This window comes from Pseudoalteromonas sp. EB27 (genome assembly GCF_001974875.1).
Classification (GTDB): Bacteria; Pseudomonadota; Gammaproteobacteria; order Enterobacterales; family Alteromonadaceae; genus Pseudoalteromonas.
Genome location: NZ_MTQD01000005.1, coordinates 135,687 through 152,794, shown reverse-complemented (window position 1 = coordinate 152,794; position 17,108 = coordinate 135,687). Strand labels below are relative to the sequence as shown.

General features: G+C 40.2%; 15 protein-coding genes. 10 read left to right on the top strand and 5 right to left on the bottom strand.

The window, feature by feature from the left end:
* The first annotated feature begins 289 nt into the window (after window positions 1-289).
* The 10 genes from BW142_RS07505 to BW142_RS07460 all read left to right on the top strand — a co-directional run bounded on the left by BW142_RS07505 (window position 290) and on the right by BW142_RS07460 (window position 10,430).
* The gene (locus tag BW142_RS07505) at window positions 290-1,069 is read left to right on the top strand and encodes an isoprenyl transferase (RefSeq protein WP_024599059.1); all 780 of its coding nucleotides are present in this window, start codon (window positions 290-292) and stop codon (window positions 1,067-1,069) included.
* A 19-nt stretch (window positions 1,070-1,088) separates the two neighbouring features.
* Window positions 1,089-1,955 (top strand): phosphatidate cytidylyltransferase, encoded by an 867-nt coding sequence (locus BW142_RS07500; RefSeq protein ID WP_076924457.1) that lies wholly within the window; start codon window positions 1,089-1,091, stop codon window positions 1,953-1,955.
* On the top strand, window positions 1,952-3,157 hold the full coding sequence (ispC, locus tag BW142_RS07495; protein ID WP_076924456.1) for a 1-deoxy-D-xylulose-5-phosphate reductoisomerase: 1,206 nt from the start codon (window positions 1,952-1,954) through the stop codon (window positions 3,155-3,157). Before BW142_RS07500 ends, ispC begins: the two co-directional genes overlap by 4 nt.
* Before the next feature lies 1 nt (window position 3,158).
* A complete protein-coding gene (gene rseP, locus BW142_RS07490) occupies window positions 3,159-4,511 on the top strand; it encodes a sigma E protease regulator RseP (RefSeq protein WP_024599062.1) in 1,353 nt (450 codons plus the stop codon).
* 96 nt (window positions 4,512-4,607) lie between these two features.
* Window positions 4,608-7,079, top strand: coding sequence for an outer membrane protein assembly factor BamA (bamA, locus tag BW142_RS07485; protein WP_024599063.1), 2,472 nt, complete (start codon window positions 4,608-4,610; stop codon window positions 7,077-7,079).
* Window positions 7,080-7,090: 11 nt separating this feature from the next.
* On the top strand, window positions 7,091-7,609 hold the full coding sequence (locus tag BW142_RS07480; protein ID WP_007580993.1) for an OmpH family outer membrane protein: 519 nt from the start codon (window positions 7,091-7,093) through the stop codon (window positions 7,607-7,609).
* Window positions 7,610-7,616: 7 nt separating this feature from the next.
* Window positions 7,617-8,639 carry a UDP-3-O-(3-hydroxymyristoyl)glucosamine N-acyltransferase gene (gene lpxD / locus BW142_RS07475; RefSeq protein ID WP_076924455.1) on the top strand — a complete coding sequence of 341 codons (1,023 nt, stop codon included), beginning with the start codon at window positions 7,617-7,619 and terminating at the stop codon, window positions 8,637-8,639.
* Between the two features lie 26 nt (window positions 8,640-8,665).
* Window positions 8,666-9,118 carry a 3-hydroxyacyl-ACP dehydratase FabZ gene (gene fabZ / locus BW142_RS07470; protein WP_076924454.1) on the top strand — a complete coding sequence of 151 codons (453 nt, stop codon included), beginning with the start codon at window positions 8,666-8,668 and terminating at the stop codon, window positions 9,116-9,118.
* A 2-nt stretch (window positions 9,119-9,120) separates the two neighbouring features.
* Entirely contained in the window at window positions 9,121-9,891 is a 771-nt protein-coding gene (gene lpxA / locus BW142_RS07465) for an acyl-ACP--UDP-N-acetylglucosamine O-acyltransferase (protein ID WP_007580998.1), read from the top strand.
* 146 nt (window positions 9,892-10,037) lie between these two features.
* On the top strand, window positions 10,038-10,430 hold the full coding sequence (locus BW142_RS07460) for a septal ring lytic transglycosylase RlpA family protein (RefSeq protein WP_010553743.1): 393 nt from the start codon (window positions 10,038-10,040) through the stop codon (window positions 10,428-10,430).
* On the opposite strand, the gene cydC is transcribed toward BW142_RS07460, so the two are convergent.
* Genes cydC through BW142_RS07435 form a run of 5 tightly spaced genes read right to left on the bottom strand, consistent with a single transcriptional unit; the run spans window position 10,413 to window position 16,830 of the window.
* Window positions 10,413-12,158 (bottom strand): thiol reductant ABC exporter subunit CydC, encoded by a 1,746-nt coding sequence (gene cydC, locus BW142_RS07455; RefSeq protein WP_076924453.1) that lies wholly within the window; start codon window positions 12,156-12,158, stop codon window positions 10,413-10,415. The genes BW142_RS07460 and cydC overlap by 18 nt on opposite strands.
* Entirely contained in the window at window positions 12,151-13,944 is a 1,794-nt protein-coding gene (cydD, locus tag BW142_RS07450) for a thiol reductant ABC exporter subunit CydD (RefSeq protein WP_076924452.1), read from the bottom strand. The genes cydC and cydD overlap by 8 nt, the downstream gene beginning before the upstream one ends.
* Window positions 13,934-14,098 (bottom strand): cytochrome bd-I oxidase subunit CydX, encoded by a 165-nt coding sequence (gene cydX / locus BW142_RS07445; RefSeq protein WP_002958303.1) that lies wholly within the window; start codon window positions 14,096-14,098, stop codon window positions 13,934-13,936. The genes cydD and cydX overlap by 11 nt, the downstream gene beginning before the upstream one ends.
* 12 nt (window positions 14,099-14,110) lie before the next feature.
* Window positions 14,111-15,250, bottom strand: a complete 1,140-nt coding sequence (gene cydB, locus BW142_RS07440) for a cytochrome d ubiquinol oxidase subunit II (protein WP_076924451.1) — start codon at window positions 15,248-15,250, stop codon at window positions 14,111-14,113.
* The gene (locus BW142_RS07435; RefSeq protein WP_076924450.1) at window positions 15,247-16,830 is read right to left on the bottom strand and encodes a cytochrome ubiquinol oxidase subunit I; all 1,584 of its coding nucleotides are present in this window, start codon (window positions 16,828-16,830) and stop codon (window positions 15,247-15,249) included. Before BW142_RS07435 ends, cydB begins: the two co-directional genes overlap by 4 nt.
* Between the last annotated feature and the right edge of the window lie 278 nt (window positions 16,831-17,108).

Sequence of the window (17,108 nt, the reverse complement as noted above, 5' to 3'; positions counted from 1 at the left end):
AGCAGTGTATTTGGTTTTTAGGCAAGGCAGAGCCTATGTAGTGTGGTTATTCCCCATAATTAGGCGATAACGATGCATAAAATCCAAACACGCGCTGCCCAAAGGGTTCTGCCTAGGGGCGATTAACTCTTTGCTACTCGATTTTTACTTAGTCCACTAGGTTACAAATCTCGCGCCGCGATTAAGTCGCCCCTAGATTGAACAAATTACAATCCTGAAAGGTCGACAGGACCTATTAAAATTATTAGTTTTGAAACGCCGTCTAGGGTATACTAGGCGGCGTTTTTTTATGGAATACTCGATATTTATGGTTCTAGATGCTGACACAATTTCACAGCAATGTTTACCCAAACATGTTGCTATCATCATGGATGGGAACGGACGTTGGGCGCAAGCTAGAAATAGACCTCGTGTGTATGGGCATAAAAAAGGCGTAGACGCAGTTCGTCAATCTGTTCAGTTTTGTACTAAATTAGGGATACAATCGTTAACCTTATTTGCTTTTAGTAGTGAAAACTGGCGCCGCCCTGAAGACGAAGTAAACACTTTAATGGAGCTTTTCTTATTTGTTTTAACAAAGGAAGTTAAAAAGCTTCATAAAAACAATGTAAAACTGACCATTATTGGAGACTTATCACGATTTTCTGAAGGATTACGTAGCAAGGTAGACGCTGCGCATAAGCTGACTGAAAATAACACCGGGCTGTGTTTAAATGTTGCAGCCAATTATGGTGGTCGTTGGGATGTTGCCAATGCGGCTAAACAACTTGCTTTGCAAGTTGCGCAGGGCACACTAAACGCAGAAGATATTACAGAAGAGCGCTTAGCACAGCATATGAGCATGGCAGATCAGGCAGAACCTGATTTGCTTATTCGCACTGGTGGCGATGTTCGTATTAGTAATTTTTTACTATGGCAAGTTGCTTATGCAGAACTTTACTTTACCGAGACACTTTGGCCTGATTTTAATGAAGCAGCATTTGCTGAGGCCATTGCGTGTTACGTTGCCAGAGAGCGACGTTTTGGTTGTACGGGCGAACAAATAAAACAATTACTCGCTCAAACCTAAATAGAATAAGGGTCACATTTTGTTAAAACAACGAATTTTAACCTCACTTGTGCTTGCACCATCAGCATTGGCTTTGGTTTTTTATACACCGCTTACGTTATTTAGTTACTTTGCTGGTGCAATCGTATTATTAGGCGCATGGGAATGGTCTGCATTTATGGGCTTATGTAACAAGCTCAAACGTGGCGCCTTTGTTGTGTTGATTGCAGCCTTACTTGGCCTGCTTAATTTACATTGGCCTATTGAATCATTATGGGAAAATGGCAAGCTAGTAGGTGATGCAAATTATTTATTTACGCTTTCGTTTGCTTGGTGGATTGTTGCTAGTTATCTAATTTGGCGCTACCCAGAAATGGCTAAAGCGTGGAATGAAGGCTTAGTTATGCGCGGCATTGCAGGTTTATTAACGCTTGTACCGTTATGGCTTGCACTAAATACATTACGTAGCGCGCAGTACCTTGAATCAACTCATTTTGGTTCAGTACTAATTTTAGTCGTACTTGGTATTGTATGGAGCGCCGATGTGGGTGCTTACTTTACAGGTAAGAGTTTTGGTAAACATAAATTAATGCCTAAAGTAAGCCCTAATAAAACAATTGAAGGGTTAGCAGGCGGTGTAGTTGCTTCTATTATTTTTGTATTAGCATTTTGCCACTTTACCGATGTTGATTTAGTTGTATGGCCTGTGTACGCGATAATGACAGCATTTATTGCTTTGTTTTCTGCGGTAGGTGATTTACTGGAAAGTATGTTTAAACGCGAAGCTGGTTTGAAAGATAGCGGTCGATGCTTACCAGGGCACGGCGGTATTTTAGATAGAATTGACAGCCTAACGGCTGCTGCTCCAATGTTTGTTATGTGCTATGCGTGGACTCTTAGTTTATGAGCCAAAAGCAATTGCTGGTTATTTTAGGCGCAACAGGCTCAATTGGTTTAAGTACACTTGATGTTGTATCGCGCAATAAAGAGTTATTTGATGTTTTTGTTTTGGCAGCAGGACAAAATGCAAAAAAAATGGCGGAGTTGTGTATTGAACATGAACCGCTTTATGCAATTATGGCCAACCAGCAGGCCGCAGAGCAGTTATCTGCTTATTTAGCTAATACCCAGTGCCAAACTCTTGTTATGCACGGTGAGCAAGCAATGAGCGATTTATGCGCTCACCCTGATGTTGACATTGTAATGTCGGCAATTGTAGGTGCAGCGGGTTTACTGCCAACATTAAGTGCTGTTGAAGCAGGTAAAAAAGTACTGCTTGCTAATAAAGAATCTTTAGTTATGTCAGGTCAGTTGTTTATTGACAAAGTTAAACAACATAAAGCCACTTTGCTGCCAATAGACAGCGAACATAATGCAATTTTTCAATGCCTACCTTCTTCGTTACAAAATGCCAAAGGCGGTCAAAAACTACAGCAACATGGCGTAAGTAAAATTTTGCTTACCGGCTCTGGCGGCCCATTTTTAACGCGCGACATAAACACATTAAAAGATGTAACTATAAGTGAAGCCGTAGCGCACCCTAATTGGTCGATGGGTCAAAAAATATCAGTAGATTCCGCAACTATGATGAATAAAGGCTTAGAGTTTATTGAAGCTAAGTGGTTATTCAATTGTGATGCGAGTGATATTGATGTGGTTATTCATCCGCAAAGTATTATTCATTCAATGGTGCAGTACCATGATGGCTCTATTTTAGCGCAAATGGGCAACCCCGATATGCGTACACCTATTGCACACGCGCTTGCATATCCTGAGCGAATTAATGCGGGTGTTAAACCGTTAAACTTCTCTGATATTTGTGATTTTTCGTTTACTAAACCTGATTTTTCTCGTTACCCAAATTTACAATTAGCGATTGATGCGTGTAGTGCAGGGCAGGGCGCAACAACAACGGTTAACGCAGCAAATGAAATAGCTGTGGGCGCGTTCTTAAACGGTAAAATTGGTTTTACCGATATATACAAAATAAATGCACAGACGCTAGAAGCTGCAACTTACACCAATGTGCAAAGCCTAGATGAAATTTTAGAGTGTGATAAATTAGCGCGTATTAGCGCTTCAGAATTTATAACAAAAGTGGCGCATTAATATGTTTGATTTTTTTTGGAATCTTGGCTCGTTTATTTTAGCGCTTGGTATTTTAGTGGCCATACATGAATATGGCCATTTTTGGGTTGCACGAAAAATGGGCGTTAAAGTGCTGCGTTTTTCAATTGGTTTTGGTAAGCCACTGTTAAAATGGCATGACAAATATAATACCGAATACGTGATTGCCGCTATTCCATTAGGCGGATATGTAAAAATGCTTGATGAGCGAGTTGATGACGTACCAGCAAATCAACGTCACTTGTCGTTTAACGCTAAATCTGTACAAGCCCGTATTGCTATTGTTGCTGCGGGACCAATGGCTAACTTTTTGTTTGCCATTTTTGCTCTTGCGGTGATGTATATGGTAGGTGTGCAGTCGGTAAAGCCAGTTGTTGGCAGCATAACCGAAGGCAGTCGCGCAGAGCAGGCAGGCATTATGCCTTCTCAACATATTATAAAAATTGGTGATGATGACATAACGACATGGCAAGATGCCACGTTTGCGCTTATGTCTAACTTAGGCGAAGAAAGCGTTGAAGTTATTGTTCGTGATAAAAACCTGCAACCACGTGTTAAAACGCTTAATTTAGAGGGGTGGAAGCTTGATCAGCGAGACGTACCACCACTAAGTTCGTTGGGTATTGTGCCATTTAGACCTCAGGCAACTTTAACAATAGCCGCCGTAACTAAAGACTCAGCCGCAGAACACGCTAATTTACAAGTTAACGACACAATTTTAGCTGTAAACGGTGAAACAATAAGCAATTGGCAGCAATTAGTTAATCTTATTACGCAATCAGCTAACAAATCTTTACAATTTAGTGTAAAAAGACAAGATACTATACAAGCCATTACAGTTACCCCTAAAGGGCGCATAGATAATAACGGTATTGAGCAAGGCTTTTTAGGTGTTGCTCCTGTTGTTCAGCAATGGCCTGATGGTTATGTAGAGACTAGACATTACGGCCCGCTCGATAGTATCGTGCGAGGCACAAAAGAAACGTGGCGCTTAATTACTCTCAGTTTTGATATGATTGGTAATTTAATTACAGGCCAGGTTTCGGTTAAAAATTTAAGTGGTCCTGTGGGCATTGCAGTCGGCGCTGGAACTAGCGTAAGCTATGGGTTAGTGGCCTTTTTAAGCTTTCTAGCTTTAATAAGCGTTAACTTGGGTGTATTTAATTTATTACCCTTACCAGTGCTTGATGGCGGACACTTAATGTATTACATAATTGAACTTTTTCGTAAAAAGCCGGTCTCTGAAAAGACACAAGAGTTTGGTTTTAAAGTGGGTGCCTTGTTGCTCATTTTTCTAACATGTTTCGCTTTGTTCAATGATGTATCGCGTTTGTAGTTACAGCGTGGCAAATTACTAATTAGAACACGATTGTAAAGCACCACTAGTAAGGTGTTATGCGGTAATACAGTTGTAAAGGATAAAGATAATAAAATGGCTATAAAAAAACATTTGGCAATAACAAGTTTATTGGGTGCAAGTTTTGCAGCCCTAGGCCAAAACTCCTTTATTGTTGAAGACCTAAAAGTTGAAGGTTTGCAGCGCGTAGCACTTGGTGCAGCGCTAACACATATTCCTATTAACGTAGGCGATAATGTTGATGACTATACGATTTCAAAAACAATAAAGTCACTTTATCGTTCAGGGCACTTTGATAACATAAAAGCACTTCGTGATGGCAACAACGTTATTTTTAAAGTAACGGAACGTCCTACCATCAGCTTTATTGAGTTTGAAGGCAATAAAGACATTAAAGACGAGCAGCTTAATGAGTCTCTTGATCAGCAAGATATTCGCCAAGGTGAACCACTTGATAAAACCGTTATCGATAGTATCGAAAAAGGCTTAGTTGAGTTTTTCCACAGTATTGGTAAATACAACGCTAAAGTAGACATCAGTATTACTAAGCTGCCACGTAACCGCGTTAAACTTAAGTTAGAGTTTGATGAAGGTGATGCTGCTTCTATCCGCCAAATTAACTTAGTGGGTAATGAACTTTTTTCTAATGAAGAGCTTCTTAAACTTGCTGAATCGCAGCAAGATTTACCTTGGTGGCAGTTTATGGGTAGCGACCGCTACCAAAAGCAAACCATTGAAGGCGATTTAGAAAAAATTCGTAGTTATTATTTAGACCGTGGTTACCTACGTTTTAATATCGACTCAACGCAAGTTTCAGTGAGTCCTGAACGTGAATCAGTTTACGTTACAGCTAACTTAACTGAGGGCGTAAAATATAAAGTTAAAGGTTTTGACTTTATTGGTGACTTGCTTGGTCGTGAAGACTTAATTAAAAGTGTTATCCCCCTTAGAGCGGGTGAGCTTTATAACGGCTCTGTAGTTACTTCATCTGAAGAGTTTATTAAAAGCTACTTAGCACGTTTTGGTTATGCTAATGCTGAAGTTCGTACAATTCCAGAAATTGACGACGAAAACCAAGAAGTGCAATTAACACTATCGGTTAATCCAGGTAAGCGTGTATACGTTCGTCGTATTATTGTTGGCGGTAACCAAAATACGGCTGATGAAGTACTTCGTCGTGAAATGACACAACTTGAAGGCGCATGGTTATCTAATCAAAACCTTGAGCGTTCAAAACTGCAAATTCAACGTTTACCTTACATGGAAACTGTTGATTTTAACGTAGTGCCTGTACCGGGTGTGGATGACCAAGTTGACGTAGACTTTACTGTAAAAGAGCAATCAGCAGGTAGCTTTAATGCTGGTCTTGCTTATGGCTCTTACTTAGGTCTGCAGTTTAATATTGGTGTAACAGAATCTAACTTTTTAGGCACAGGTAACCAAATTGGTTTAAACCTTAATACGTCTACAGGTTCTGAAAGCTTAAGCTTATCGTACACAGACCCGTACTTTACGCCAGATGGTGTATCGCAAGGCAGTAGTATCTTTTACAGAAACTACGATGCAAGTAAATTTAGTCTTGTTGAATATAAATCGAAAAGTTATGGTTTAGGCACAAATATTGGTTTTCCAATTGATGCTGTAAATCGTGTTAACTTTGGCGCTCGTTGGATTAAAGAAGAGCTTTCGGATATTGCAGAGTACGAGCAAACGCGTGTACTTCGTGAAACATTCTTAGATCCAGATAACCCAGATGCAGGCTTTGACTTTACTAAGTATGAGCTGAGTGTTGGTTGGTCGCGTATTACCGTTAACCGTGGTTTATTCCCAACAGCGGGTTCGCGTCAAACTCTAAACTTAACAGCAACAACGCCTAACTCAGATCTTCAGTACTTTAAACTGAATTACGATTCGCGTTTTTACTGGCCTATATCAAATGATCACCGTTGGGTATTCTCAACGCGTGCAGCACTTGGTTATGGTAATGGTTATGGTTCTACAAATGGGTATGAGCAAACACTTCCATTCCAAGAGTACTTCCGTATAACTGAAATGGAACTTCGTGGCTTTGACCGTAATACAATATTACCACGTGCTGTATCACGTATACCGCAGTCTATTCCGGGTACGCCAGGTGCAGACGGTACTACAACCGGTAGCATTGGTGGCGCATCAGAATTTGATATTCTAGTGCCACAAGGCCGTATTGGTGGTAATGCTAAAGCAGTGGCAGGTATGGAGCTAATTGTTCCTACGCCATTCTTAGATGAAGAAAATACCAGCTCTGTACGTACTAGCTTCTTTGTTGATGCTGCAAACGTATGGGATACTGAGTTTAACGTAGACCGCTATCAAAACTTAGGCGTTGATGAACGTGCTAAGTTAGATGACTATTCAGACCCAATGCGCTTTAGGGTTTCAACCGGTCTTTCATTACAATGGATCTCTCCAATGGGTCCAATGCTGATCAGTTTTGCGTATCCATTGCAAAAAGAAGAAGATGACGATACGAAAACCATCAGCTTTAACATTAGTAACACTTTCTAAAGGAGTTTTTTGTGAAAAAATTATTTAAATCAACAGCTGTAGCAGTTCTAGCAACTTTAATGATGGGTACTTCTGTGAATGCATTTGCACACAAAGTAGGTATTGTTGATATGCAGGAAATCTACAAGCAAATTCCTCAAATGGCTAAAATTGAACAGTCTTTACAAACTGAGTTTGCTGAACGTCGTCAAGAGCTTGAAAAGTTACAAGGCGATATTCGTTTTGAAGCTGAAAAATTTAAACGTGAAAGTACCACTATGAGCCAAGCTCAAAAAGATACTTTACGTGAAAAAATTCAAGGCATGCAAAAAAATCTTGCTGAACAGGGTCGCCCTTTAGAGCAAGAAATCAAAGCGCGTCAAAACCAAGAGCTTGCAAAAGTTCAAGGTGTAATCATCAAAACAATTGAAGAGATTGCTAAAGACGGCGACTTCGACGAAGTTAAAGTAAAAGACACTACTATTTACTTTAACCCTAAAGAAGTGACTGATCTTTCATCTAAAGTTGTAGCCGCTGTTAGTAAGAAATAATCACTCTATGCAAAATTATACGCTTTCGCAAATTGCGGAACTTCTAGGCGCCGAACTTCAGGGTGATGGCGCTTTAGAAATAAAAAAAATAGCGACACTTGCAAATGCCCATTCTGGGCATATTGCATTTTTAGCGAACTCAAAATATCGCTCGCAACTTGAGACTACTCAAGCCAGCGCTGTAATAGTAAGCCAAGCTGATGCAGAGTACTTTAGTGGTAGCAAAGTTATTGTTGCTAATCCGTATGTAAGTTACGCAAAATTAGCGCAATTTATGGATACTACACCACGCTCAGCCTCGACGGGTATTCATCCAAGTGCAACTGTTCATTCGACTGCGATTGTTAGTGATAGCGCCGCTATTGGTGCTAACGCAGTCATTGAAGCTGATGCAGTGATAGGTGACAACGCGCAAATTGGTCCGAACAGTTTTATCGGGGAACGTGTTAAAATAGGTTCAGGCACTAAGCTTTGGCCTAGTGTGACTATTTATCACGATGTTGAAATTGGTTCAGATTGTTTGTTTCAAGCAAATAGTGTTGTAGGTAGTGATGGATTTGGCTATGCAAATGAGCGCGGGCAGTGGGTTAAAATACCTCAGCTTGGTTCAGTGATCATAGGCAACAAAGTTGAAATTGGTGCTAGTACGACAATTGATCGTGGTGCACTGGACAATACCATCATCCATAGCAATGTTATTATCGATAATCAGTGTCAAATAGCGCACAACGTTGAAGTTAATTCAGGCACCGCAATTGCGGGCTGCACTGTTCTTGCAGGAAGCGTTACCATTGGCAAGAACTGTCAAATTGGTGGCATGGTTGCAATTAATGGTCACATGTCTGTATGTGATGGTGTTATAATTACCGGCATGAGTATGGTGACAAAATCAATCACCGAACCAGGTATTTACTCATCTGGTATGCCCCATACAACAAACAAAGAATGGCGTAAAACTATTGCTCACTTGCGTAACCTTTCAGATATGAAGTCTCGTCTTAAAGCGCTTGAAGCATTGGCTAAGTCATAATATTGAACACTAATAAGGATGCTATTTTGGCAAACGAATTAAATAGCCTTGATATTCAAGAAATTTTAGCTTTATTACCGCATCGTTACCCGATGCTACTAATTGATCGTGTTATCGATTTTACTCCAGGTAAATCTTTACATGCTATTAAAAATGTTTCTATAAACGAACCTATTTTCACTGGGCACTTTCCAAACCAGCCTATCTTTCCGGGTGTGTTAATTTTAGAAGCGATGGCACAAGCAACGGGTTTATTGGGTTTTAAAACGGTTGAAAATCGCAGCGAAAATGAGCTTTATTTGTTTGCAGCTGTTGATAATGCGCGCTTTAAGCAACCCGTAATACCAGGCGATACAATGCATCTTCATGTTGAGTTTTTAAAAGAACGTCGCAACATTTGGAAGTTTGCTGCAGAAGCAAAAGTCGACGGCAAAATAGTGTGTAGTGCCGAAATTATGTGTGCGAGAAGAGAGTTTTAATAGTGATCCATTCTACAGCAATAATCGAACCTGGCGCTAAACTAGGCAACAATGTCTCAGTTGGTCCGTATAGTTATATTGGCAATGATGTTGTTATCGGTGATAACTGTATTATTGAGTCTCACGTTGTTGTTAAAGGGCCGTCAACTATTGGCTCTGGCAATCATATTTTTCAATTTGCGTCTGTAGGCGAAGCCTGCCAAGACAAAAAATACAATAACGAGCCAACTACATTAATCATGGGTGATAACAACGTTATCCGTGAATGTGCCACTATTCACCGTGGTACGATTCAAGACCAAGGTGTTACTAAAATTGGTAGTAATAATTTGTTTATGGCTTATACACACGTTGCACATGACGCGGTAATTGGCGATAACGTAATTTTTGCTAACAACGCAAGTGTGGCCGGCCATGTACATGTAGGCGATTGGGTTATCCTTGGTGGTAATTCGGGTGTTCATCAGTTTTGTAAAATTGGTGCACATGCCTTTATTGGTATGTATTCAGGTGTTAACAAAGATGTACCACCATTTGTTACTACCATTGGTATGCCTGCAGGTCCTGCAGCTATCAATAAAGAAGGCATGAAGCGTCGTGGTTTCGAAAGTGATGAAATTATGGCTGTACGCCGTGCATACAAAGCATTTTATCGTAAAAGCTTAGGTGCAGAAGAAGCTATTGAGTCGCTTAGTGAAGATGCTGCAAAGTATCCTGCTGTGAAATTGATGGTCGACTTTGTTAAAAACTCAGAGCGCGGCATCGTAAGATAATTCGCGGGTTTGCTTTAAGCATTAAAAAAACCACCCTAGATGATAAATCGAAGGTGGTTTTTTATTGCCCTGCTTTAAGCTAATTCAGTTAATACTCAGGGTAATTGAGTTAGTATGCGGGTAATTTATATAATAAAAGCCGTCCTATGCGTTTACCTAAGTTAGTAGTCACTCTTTTTATTACTTCAGTTTTAGCCGCTTGTAGTAGCCAGCCTATTGTTAAATCATCTGCTGGAGAAATCACTCAAGTTGGGAAAGCATCTTTTTATGCTGATAAATACCACGGAAGAACAACCGCCAACGGAGAGCGCTTTAGTCAACAAGCCGCCACGGCAGCCCATTTAGAATTCGATTTTGGTACTACGGTGGTTGTTACTAATCTAGCCAATAACAAATCAGTCACGGTAAGAATTAACGATAGAGGCCCGTATGTGCGAGGTCGTATTATTGATTTATCAAAAAGTATGTTTAAAAAGATAGCCGACCCTAAGGTCGGCGTTATTGATGTATCAGTAAAGGTTTTAAAACCGGGTAGTTAGCGCAACATAACCAGGATAAGCCCCACTGAGCTCTTTATGAGAGCCTTGTGCGACTACTTTACCGCCTTCCAACCATACAACATTATCCATTTGAGCAAGTAGAGCGGGATCGTGCGTAATTGTGAGCACGCTCGCGTTATTCATAACATGCATTATTGCTTGCATTACCCCTTGCTTAGACTGATTATCAAGACCTTCTGTTGGTTCATCAAGAACTAAAATAGCTGGGCTTTTAAGTAATGCTTGTGCAATGGCTATACGTCTAGACTGACCTTGCGACACATTACGCCCGCCAGTGCCTAATCGTGTTTTTAAACCTTCTTTTAGTTCATTAAACCACGGGCTTAATTGCGCTAACGAGAGCGCTTCAATCATTTGCTCTTTAGTTGCATTTGGCACGGCATAACGCAAATTTTCACTCAGTGTGCCATCAAAAATATGGTGTTGCTGGGCTAATATATTTATCACACTTGCGCGTATATCATTATTTAACGAATGTAAGTCAACAACGCTATTTTGATTGTTTAGCGTTATGCTGCCTTGTTGTAAAGGCCATAAACCAGTAAGTAGATTTACAAGCGTTGTTTTACCGCTGCCGCTTCTACCGACAATCGCTACTTTTTGCTGGGGCATTAGCTCAAAACTGATATTAGTAAGCGCTGTTTGCTCACCATATTGGTAGCTAATATTGTTAAGTGCTAGCGTGTGGTTTTGCGCGCTAAAGTTTTCATCAACGTCTACATGTGTATCTTTAACTTGTGAGTTAGCGGCTTTATCTTCAAGTGTAAACAACCGCTCTGCTGCTTTTAATACACTAGGAAGCTCTATAAACGCATTGGGTAGTAGCAATACACTTTCAAAGCTTGCCAGTACAAACAGGCTTAACATAGCAAGTTCTACATTTACCATACTGCTTGCGTAAACCAGTGGGACAATGGTTACTATGCTAGCAAGCATCGCTAATTGAACAACCAATAAGCTTAACCCATCTGAGTTTGCCAGTGCTTTGTGGCGAATAAATAATTGCTGATTGTACTGCTCGCTTAATTCGTCGCACTTATTAAGTTGCTGCGAACGGGCTTGATAAATACTAAGCTCTCTAAGTCCTGTGAGTGTATCTGAAAGCTCAGAGCGAAGTTGTGCACTAAGTTGTGTTTCTTTATGGCTGTTTTTAGTGAGCTTTGCGCTGAGTAGGGCAGGTATAACCACACCAATAAGTATAATGCCAGTAAAGCAAATAAGGGCGACGTTGCCATTATAGACCGACATAAACAGCATGATGATTGGCACACTTAAAAGAGCGACTAGCATAGGAAGTAAAACGTTTAAATAAAACTTGTCGAGTGCGTCTACATCGTTTTGTAATCGGTTAACTAAATCGGCGCTGCGGCTCATTGCTAAATCAACATTGTTAAGCTTACTTAACGTTGCAAAGACATTGGTACGTATTTCACTTAGTAATAAAAATGTGGCGTTATGAGTAACTAGGCGTTCGCCATAGCGCGATGCAGTTCGTACAATTGCTAAAAACCGAATCGTTCCTGCTGGAGTAAAGTAGTTCATTTGCACGCCCGCAAGACCTGCAGCCGCCATTGACGCTAAAAACCAGCCAGATATAGCCAACAAGCCCACATTAGCTAATACCGTAATCGTTGCTAAAAATGTACCCAATAGCATAGCTTTATAATGAGGAGCACAAAGCTTTAATAAGCGAATAAAATTATGCATGCGCAACCCCTTGTTTAGCCGTTTTTAATAAATCAGCAAATGCACCATTTTGCGCTGCAAGTGTTTCAAAGTGACCTTGCTCAGCTATTTTTCCATCGTGCATAACGATGATATTGCTGGCATGTTTAACGGTATTTAGTCGATGAGCAATGACTAATACTAAGTTATTTTTAGCGTATTCATTAATAGCATCTTGAATAAGCAGCTCTGTTTGGCTATCAAGGTGCGCTGTAGGCTCATCAAGCACTAAAACTGGTGCTTGTTTTATGAATGCACGTGCGAGTGCGATGCGTTGCTTTTGTCCGCCAGAAAGCCCTTCCCCTTGCTCACCTATCAGTGTGTTAAAACCATCGGGTAGGGTATTTATAAATTCAAGCACACCAGCTTGCTTTGCTGCATGTTCAAGCTCTTGCTGTGTGGCAGTTGGTTTGGCCAATTTAATGTTGGCAGCAATGGTGTCGTAAAACAGCGTCGCTTTTTGTGGTATCCATGCAATGTTATTTTGCAGGTAAGTAATATCGGTTGTGCTTAAACTCTGATCATTAATAGATAGGTGGTTAATCACCTCAGGATGAAACCCTAATAGGCAATCAAACAACGTACTTTTACCTGAGCCACTACTGCCCACAACTGCAATTAAGCCTTTATTTGGCAGTGTTAAATTTATATTTTTAATGCCTTCGTTACTATCTGGGTATATAAAATTAAGGTCGGTAATACTCATGGAGTTAATTGCATTTAAAGTTAAATTGTTTTCAAGCGTACTTGTAGTCACTGACGAATTTTCGTCATTTGGCAGTGGTGCATTTAAAATCGCAACCATATCGGCAGCGGCACTAATGCCTTGTAAGCGTGCATGGTAATGGCTACCTAGCTGGCGCAGTGGTAAATAAAATTCAGGCGCTAAAAGTAGCACCACAAAACCAGTAGCAAAATCAAGAGTGCCAAAAAACAGTCTAAAACCAATAATTACTGCGACTAATGCCACGCTAATGGTGGCTAAAAATTCAAGTGCAAATGATGATAAAAACGCGATTTTTAAAACATCGAGTGTAGCGTGTCTAAAATCATCTGAAATTTTAGCTATTTGTTTAAGCTCGGTACGTGTTGCATTAAATAGCTTGAGTTGAGTTAAACCTTGTACGCGGTCAAAAAAGTAATTGCCCAGTACAGCAAGTTGCTTCCAGCGTTTTTGGTTTAAAGCTTCGGCTTTTGAGCCTACCAAAATCATGAAAAAAGGAATGAGCGGGGCGGTTAATAAAAATATCAACCCAGCTTTATAATCTGTCGGAAAAATAACAACCAATATTGCCAGCGGGATAAGCGCGCTGTAAGCAGCACCGGGTAGGTATTTAGCATAATAGTCGTGGAGTGCTTCTACGCCATTATGTAGGGTATTTAATGTAGCGCCTTGGCCGTGTTGTTCTATATAGCTTGGCCCAAGTAAGCTGAGCTTATTTAGAAGTGTTTGGCGCATAGCCGATTTTATTTTAAGTGCAGCATATGCACTCAAGCGTTCGCTTAACGCTAAAAAAACCGCGCGCAATAGAGTAATGCCTGCTAAGGGCCATAATAAATGAGTAACTTGGGCTAAATTATTACCTTCAAACATTACATTGTGAATAGTTTGCGCAAGTAAATAAGCACCCGCAATCATTAGTAATGCGTTAAAAGTACCCAGTGCAATGCTTAACTTTAACCACACTGCAGCGGGTTTACTTTGACGCTTTAAAAAAGCGCGCAGTGATTGCTGCTGCGCGCGATCTGGTCGGGGGTTAGTCGTCATCTTTTGTGTTGTTAGCATCGTTTAATAAATCGTGCATGGCTTGTTCATCATCAGCAATGCTGTTTTTATTTTGATGAAATTCGTACCACATTACATTTATTACACCTAAGGTACAGGCCAAAAGTACACCTAAAATCCAAGCGAAATACCACATAGTTTAGTCTCCTTAGTAGCTACCGTGAGTGTTGTTTTCAATTTCTTCAACCGTTACTCTGCGCCACATTTTTACGTAACACCAAGTGGTATAAGCTAAAATAAGTGGAACAAAAATACACACTGCAACAAACATTACATTGAGCGTTTTATGGCTCGATACTGCATCCCAAATTGTTAAGCTAATATTAGGGTTATTACTTGATGGCATAATAAATGGGAACAGTGAAACACCGGCCGTCATAATCACGCCAATTAACATTAAGCTTGTTGAAATAAGTCCAAGTGCTGGTTTATTTAATTTAGAAAACATAAGTGCACTTAATGCCATTGCAAAGGCTAAAATAGGGAAGGTCATTGTCCACGGACGATCGCTGTAATTACTTAACCAAGCACCTTGCGCTGTAGTGACTACTTTAGCTAAAGGGTCTGCATGACTTTGCGTATCAGCCATTGATACAATTTGATAACCCGTTAAATTAGCAACCCAAAAGCCAGCTGCAGCAAATAACACAATAAATACAATTAGTGAATAACGCCCATATTGACCCGAACGCTCAGCTACTGCATCGGCTGTACGAAGTTGTAACCACATACCTGCATGAGCAACCAACATAGTAATACTGACTAAGCCAGCAAGTAATCCGAATGGGTTTAGTAAGCCAAAGAATGAGCCTTGGTAGCTAACACGCATTAGGTTATCAATATTAAACGGTACGCCTAAAAATAAATTACCAAATGCAACGCCAAAAACGAGAGCTGGAATCGCGCTGCCTGCAAGCAAGCCCCAATCCCAGTTGTTGCGCCAGCGTTTTGAGTCTACTTTACTGCGGTAATCAAATCCAAGTGGTCTAAAAAACAAAGCAAATAGTACTAGCATCATGGCAAAGTAAAAGCCCGAAAATGCGGCAGCATAAACCATAGGCCACGCTGCAAATAACGCGCCGCCTGCAGTTATAAACCATACTTGGTTACCATCCCAGTGCGGGCCAATGGTATTAATTACCGTACGTCGCTCTGAGTCAGTTTTACCAACTAGGCGAAGCAACATAGCAACGCCCATATCCATTCCATCGGTAATAGCAAAACCAATAAGCAGCACACCAATGATCAACCACCAAAGCATTTTTAATGTTTCATAATCAAAAATCATGATTGCTCTCCTTTAGTTTGCTCAGCTTTGTTTGGTAATTCAAAATGGTATTTACCAGTATGTAGAGAGCTTGGTCCTTGCTTAACAAAGCGAATCATCAACCAACCTTCAACTATGGCTAAACCAGTGTAGAAAACAATAAACCCAGTTAAGCTAATTAAAATATCGTTTACTGTCAGTGACGACGTCGCTAAAAAGGTCGGCAGTATTTCAGATATTGCCCAAGGTTGACGGCCATACTCAGCAACTATCCAGCCAAATTCAATAGCTATCCAAGGTAGCGGAATGCTCAATACTGCAGCCCATAACAACCAGCGCTTTTGCTCAATAACGCGATGTGCGTTGTAGTAAAATGCCAATATAAATACACCAAGCATGGCTACACCACAGGCAACCATAATCCTAAATGACCAGAACATAGGGCCTACTTTAGGGAATGAGTCTTTAACGGCTTTTTGAATGTGCTCTTCGGTAGCATCTACAACATCAGGTGTGTAGCGCTTAAGTAACAAGCCATAGCCTAAATCGTCTTTGATAGAATTAAACTTGGCAATATTTTCTGGTGTATCTTCGCCGTTTCTGAGCTTTGTAAGGTATTCATAAGCAATCATACCGTTGCGAATACGTACTTCGTGTTGTTTTTCTAGGTCGTTAATACCCGTTACTTGCTCATCAAGTGAACGCGTAGCAATTAATCCCAGTGCATAAGGTATTTTAACCGCAGCATGTGTTACTTGCTCTTCTGAATCAGGAAAACCAAATGCGGTAAACGCAGCCGGAGCTTCTTCGGTGTGCCACTCAGCTTCAATTGTTGCAAGTTTTACTTTTTGAACTTCACCTACCTCGTAGCCTGATTCGTCACCGAGTAAAATTACACATAAAATTGACGCTAAACCAAAGCCCGATGCGACCGAGAAAGAACGTTTAGCAAACGCTAAATCACGGCCTTTTAATATGTACCAACTGCTTATGCCCAGTACAAACATAGATGCAGCTACATAGCCTGCCGATACAGTATGAATAAACTTAACTTGTGCTACAGGGTTAAATACAAGCTCTGCAAAGCTTGTCATTTCCATGCGCATGGTTTGATAGTTAAATTCAGCACCTACTGGGTTTTGCATCCAGCCGTTGGCAATTAAAATCCACAGCGCCGACATATTGGTACCAATAGCCATTAAAAAGGTTGCACCTAAATGTTGGCGTTTAGAGAGTCTATCCCAGCCTAAAAAGAACATACCTACAAAAGTCGATTCTAAAAAGAATGCCATTAAACCTTCAATAGCAAGGGGAGCCCCAAAAACATCACCCACGTAATGCGAGTAATAAGACCAGTTAGTACCAAACTCAAACTCCATGGTAAGGCCTGTCGCCACACCAATTGCAAAGTTAATACCAAACAATTTTCCCCAAAACTTAGTCATGTCACGATAAATTTCGCGGCCGGTCATAACATAAACCGATTCCATAATAACTAAAATCCAGGTCATACCTATAGTTAACGGTACGAATAAGAAATGAAAGAGAGCGGTAACAGCAAACTGTAATCGCGATAGATCCACAAAGGTTTCATCTATCATTATTGGCTCCTTGAGAGTGACGGATTAACAGGACAATATTTAATTGGTAAAGTTAATATTTAATGAACTTTCAGTAATTACTGAAAGTTTGTAATATTATTTACGTTTGTGCAATTTTTGTCAATATGTATATTAGTAAAACTTAATATATATTTTATATGCTACATCAGTATTAAAAACAAACAATACAATAAATTAAATTTAATGATAAAAAACCAGTTATTTAAAGCGTTTAACCAAACAGTAAAACACGGTAAACTAATACTCATGAACGCCTG

What these genes read in the sequence shown, in the direction of transcription:
- BW142_RS07435 (WP_076924450.1), bottom strand. Translation starts at nt 16,830, where the DNA reads ATGATAGATGAAACCTTTGTGGATCTATCGCGATTACAGTTTGCTGTT.
- lpxD (WP_076924455.1), top strand. Translation starts at nt 7,617, where the DNA reads ATGCAAAATTATACGCTTTCGCAAATTGCGGAACTTCTAGGCGCCGAA.
- BW142_RS07505 (WP_024599059.1), top strand. Translation starts at nt 290, where the DNA reads ATGGAATACTCGATATTTATGGTTCTAGATGCTGACACAATTTCACAG.
- ispC (WP_076924456.1), top strand. Translation starts at nt 1,952, where the DNA reads ATGAGCCAAAAGCAATTGCTGGTTATTTTAGGCGCAACAGGCTCAATT.
- BW142_RS07460 (WP_010553743.1), top strand. Translation starts at nt 10,038, where the DNA reads ATGCGTTTACCTAAGTTAGTAGTCACTCTTTTTATTACTTCAGTTTTA.
- cydD (WP_076924452.1), bottom strand. Translation starts at nt 13,944, where the DNA reads ATGACGACTAACCCCCGACCAGATCGCGCGCAGCAGCAATCACTGCGC.
- cydB (WP_076924451.1), bottom strand. Translation starts at nt 15,250, where the DNA reads ATGATTTTTGATTATGAAACATTAAAAATGCTTTGGTGGTTGATCATT.
- rseP (WP_024599062.1), top strand. Translation starts at nt 3,159, where the DNA reads ATGTTTGATTTTTTTTGGAATCTTGGCTCGTTTATTTTAGCGCTTGGT.
- cydX (WP_002958303.1), bottom strand. Translation starts at nt 14,098, where the DNA reads ATGTGGTATTTCGCTTGGATTTTAGGTGTACTTTTGGCCTGTACCTTA.
- bamA (WP_024599063.1), top strand. Translation starts at nt 4,608, where the DNA reads ATGGCTATAAAAAAACATTTGGCAATAACAAGTTTATTGGGTGCAAGT.
- cydC (WP_076924453.1), bottom strand. Translation starts at nt 12,158, where the DNA reads ATGCATAATTTTATTCGCTTATTAAAGCTTTGTGCTCCTCATTATAAA.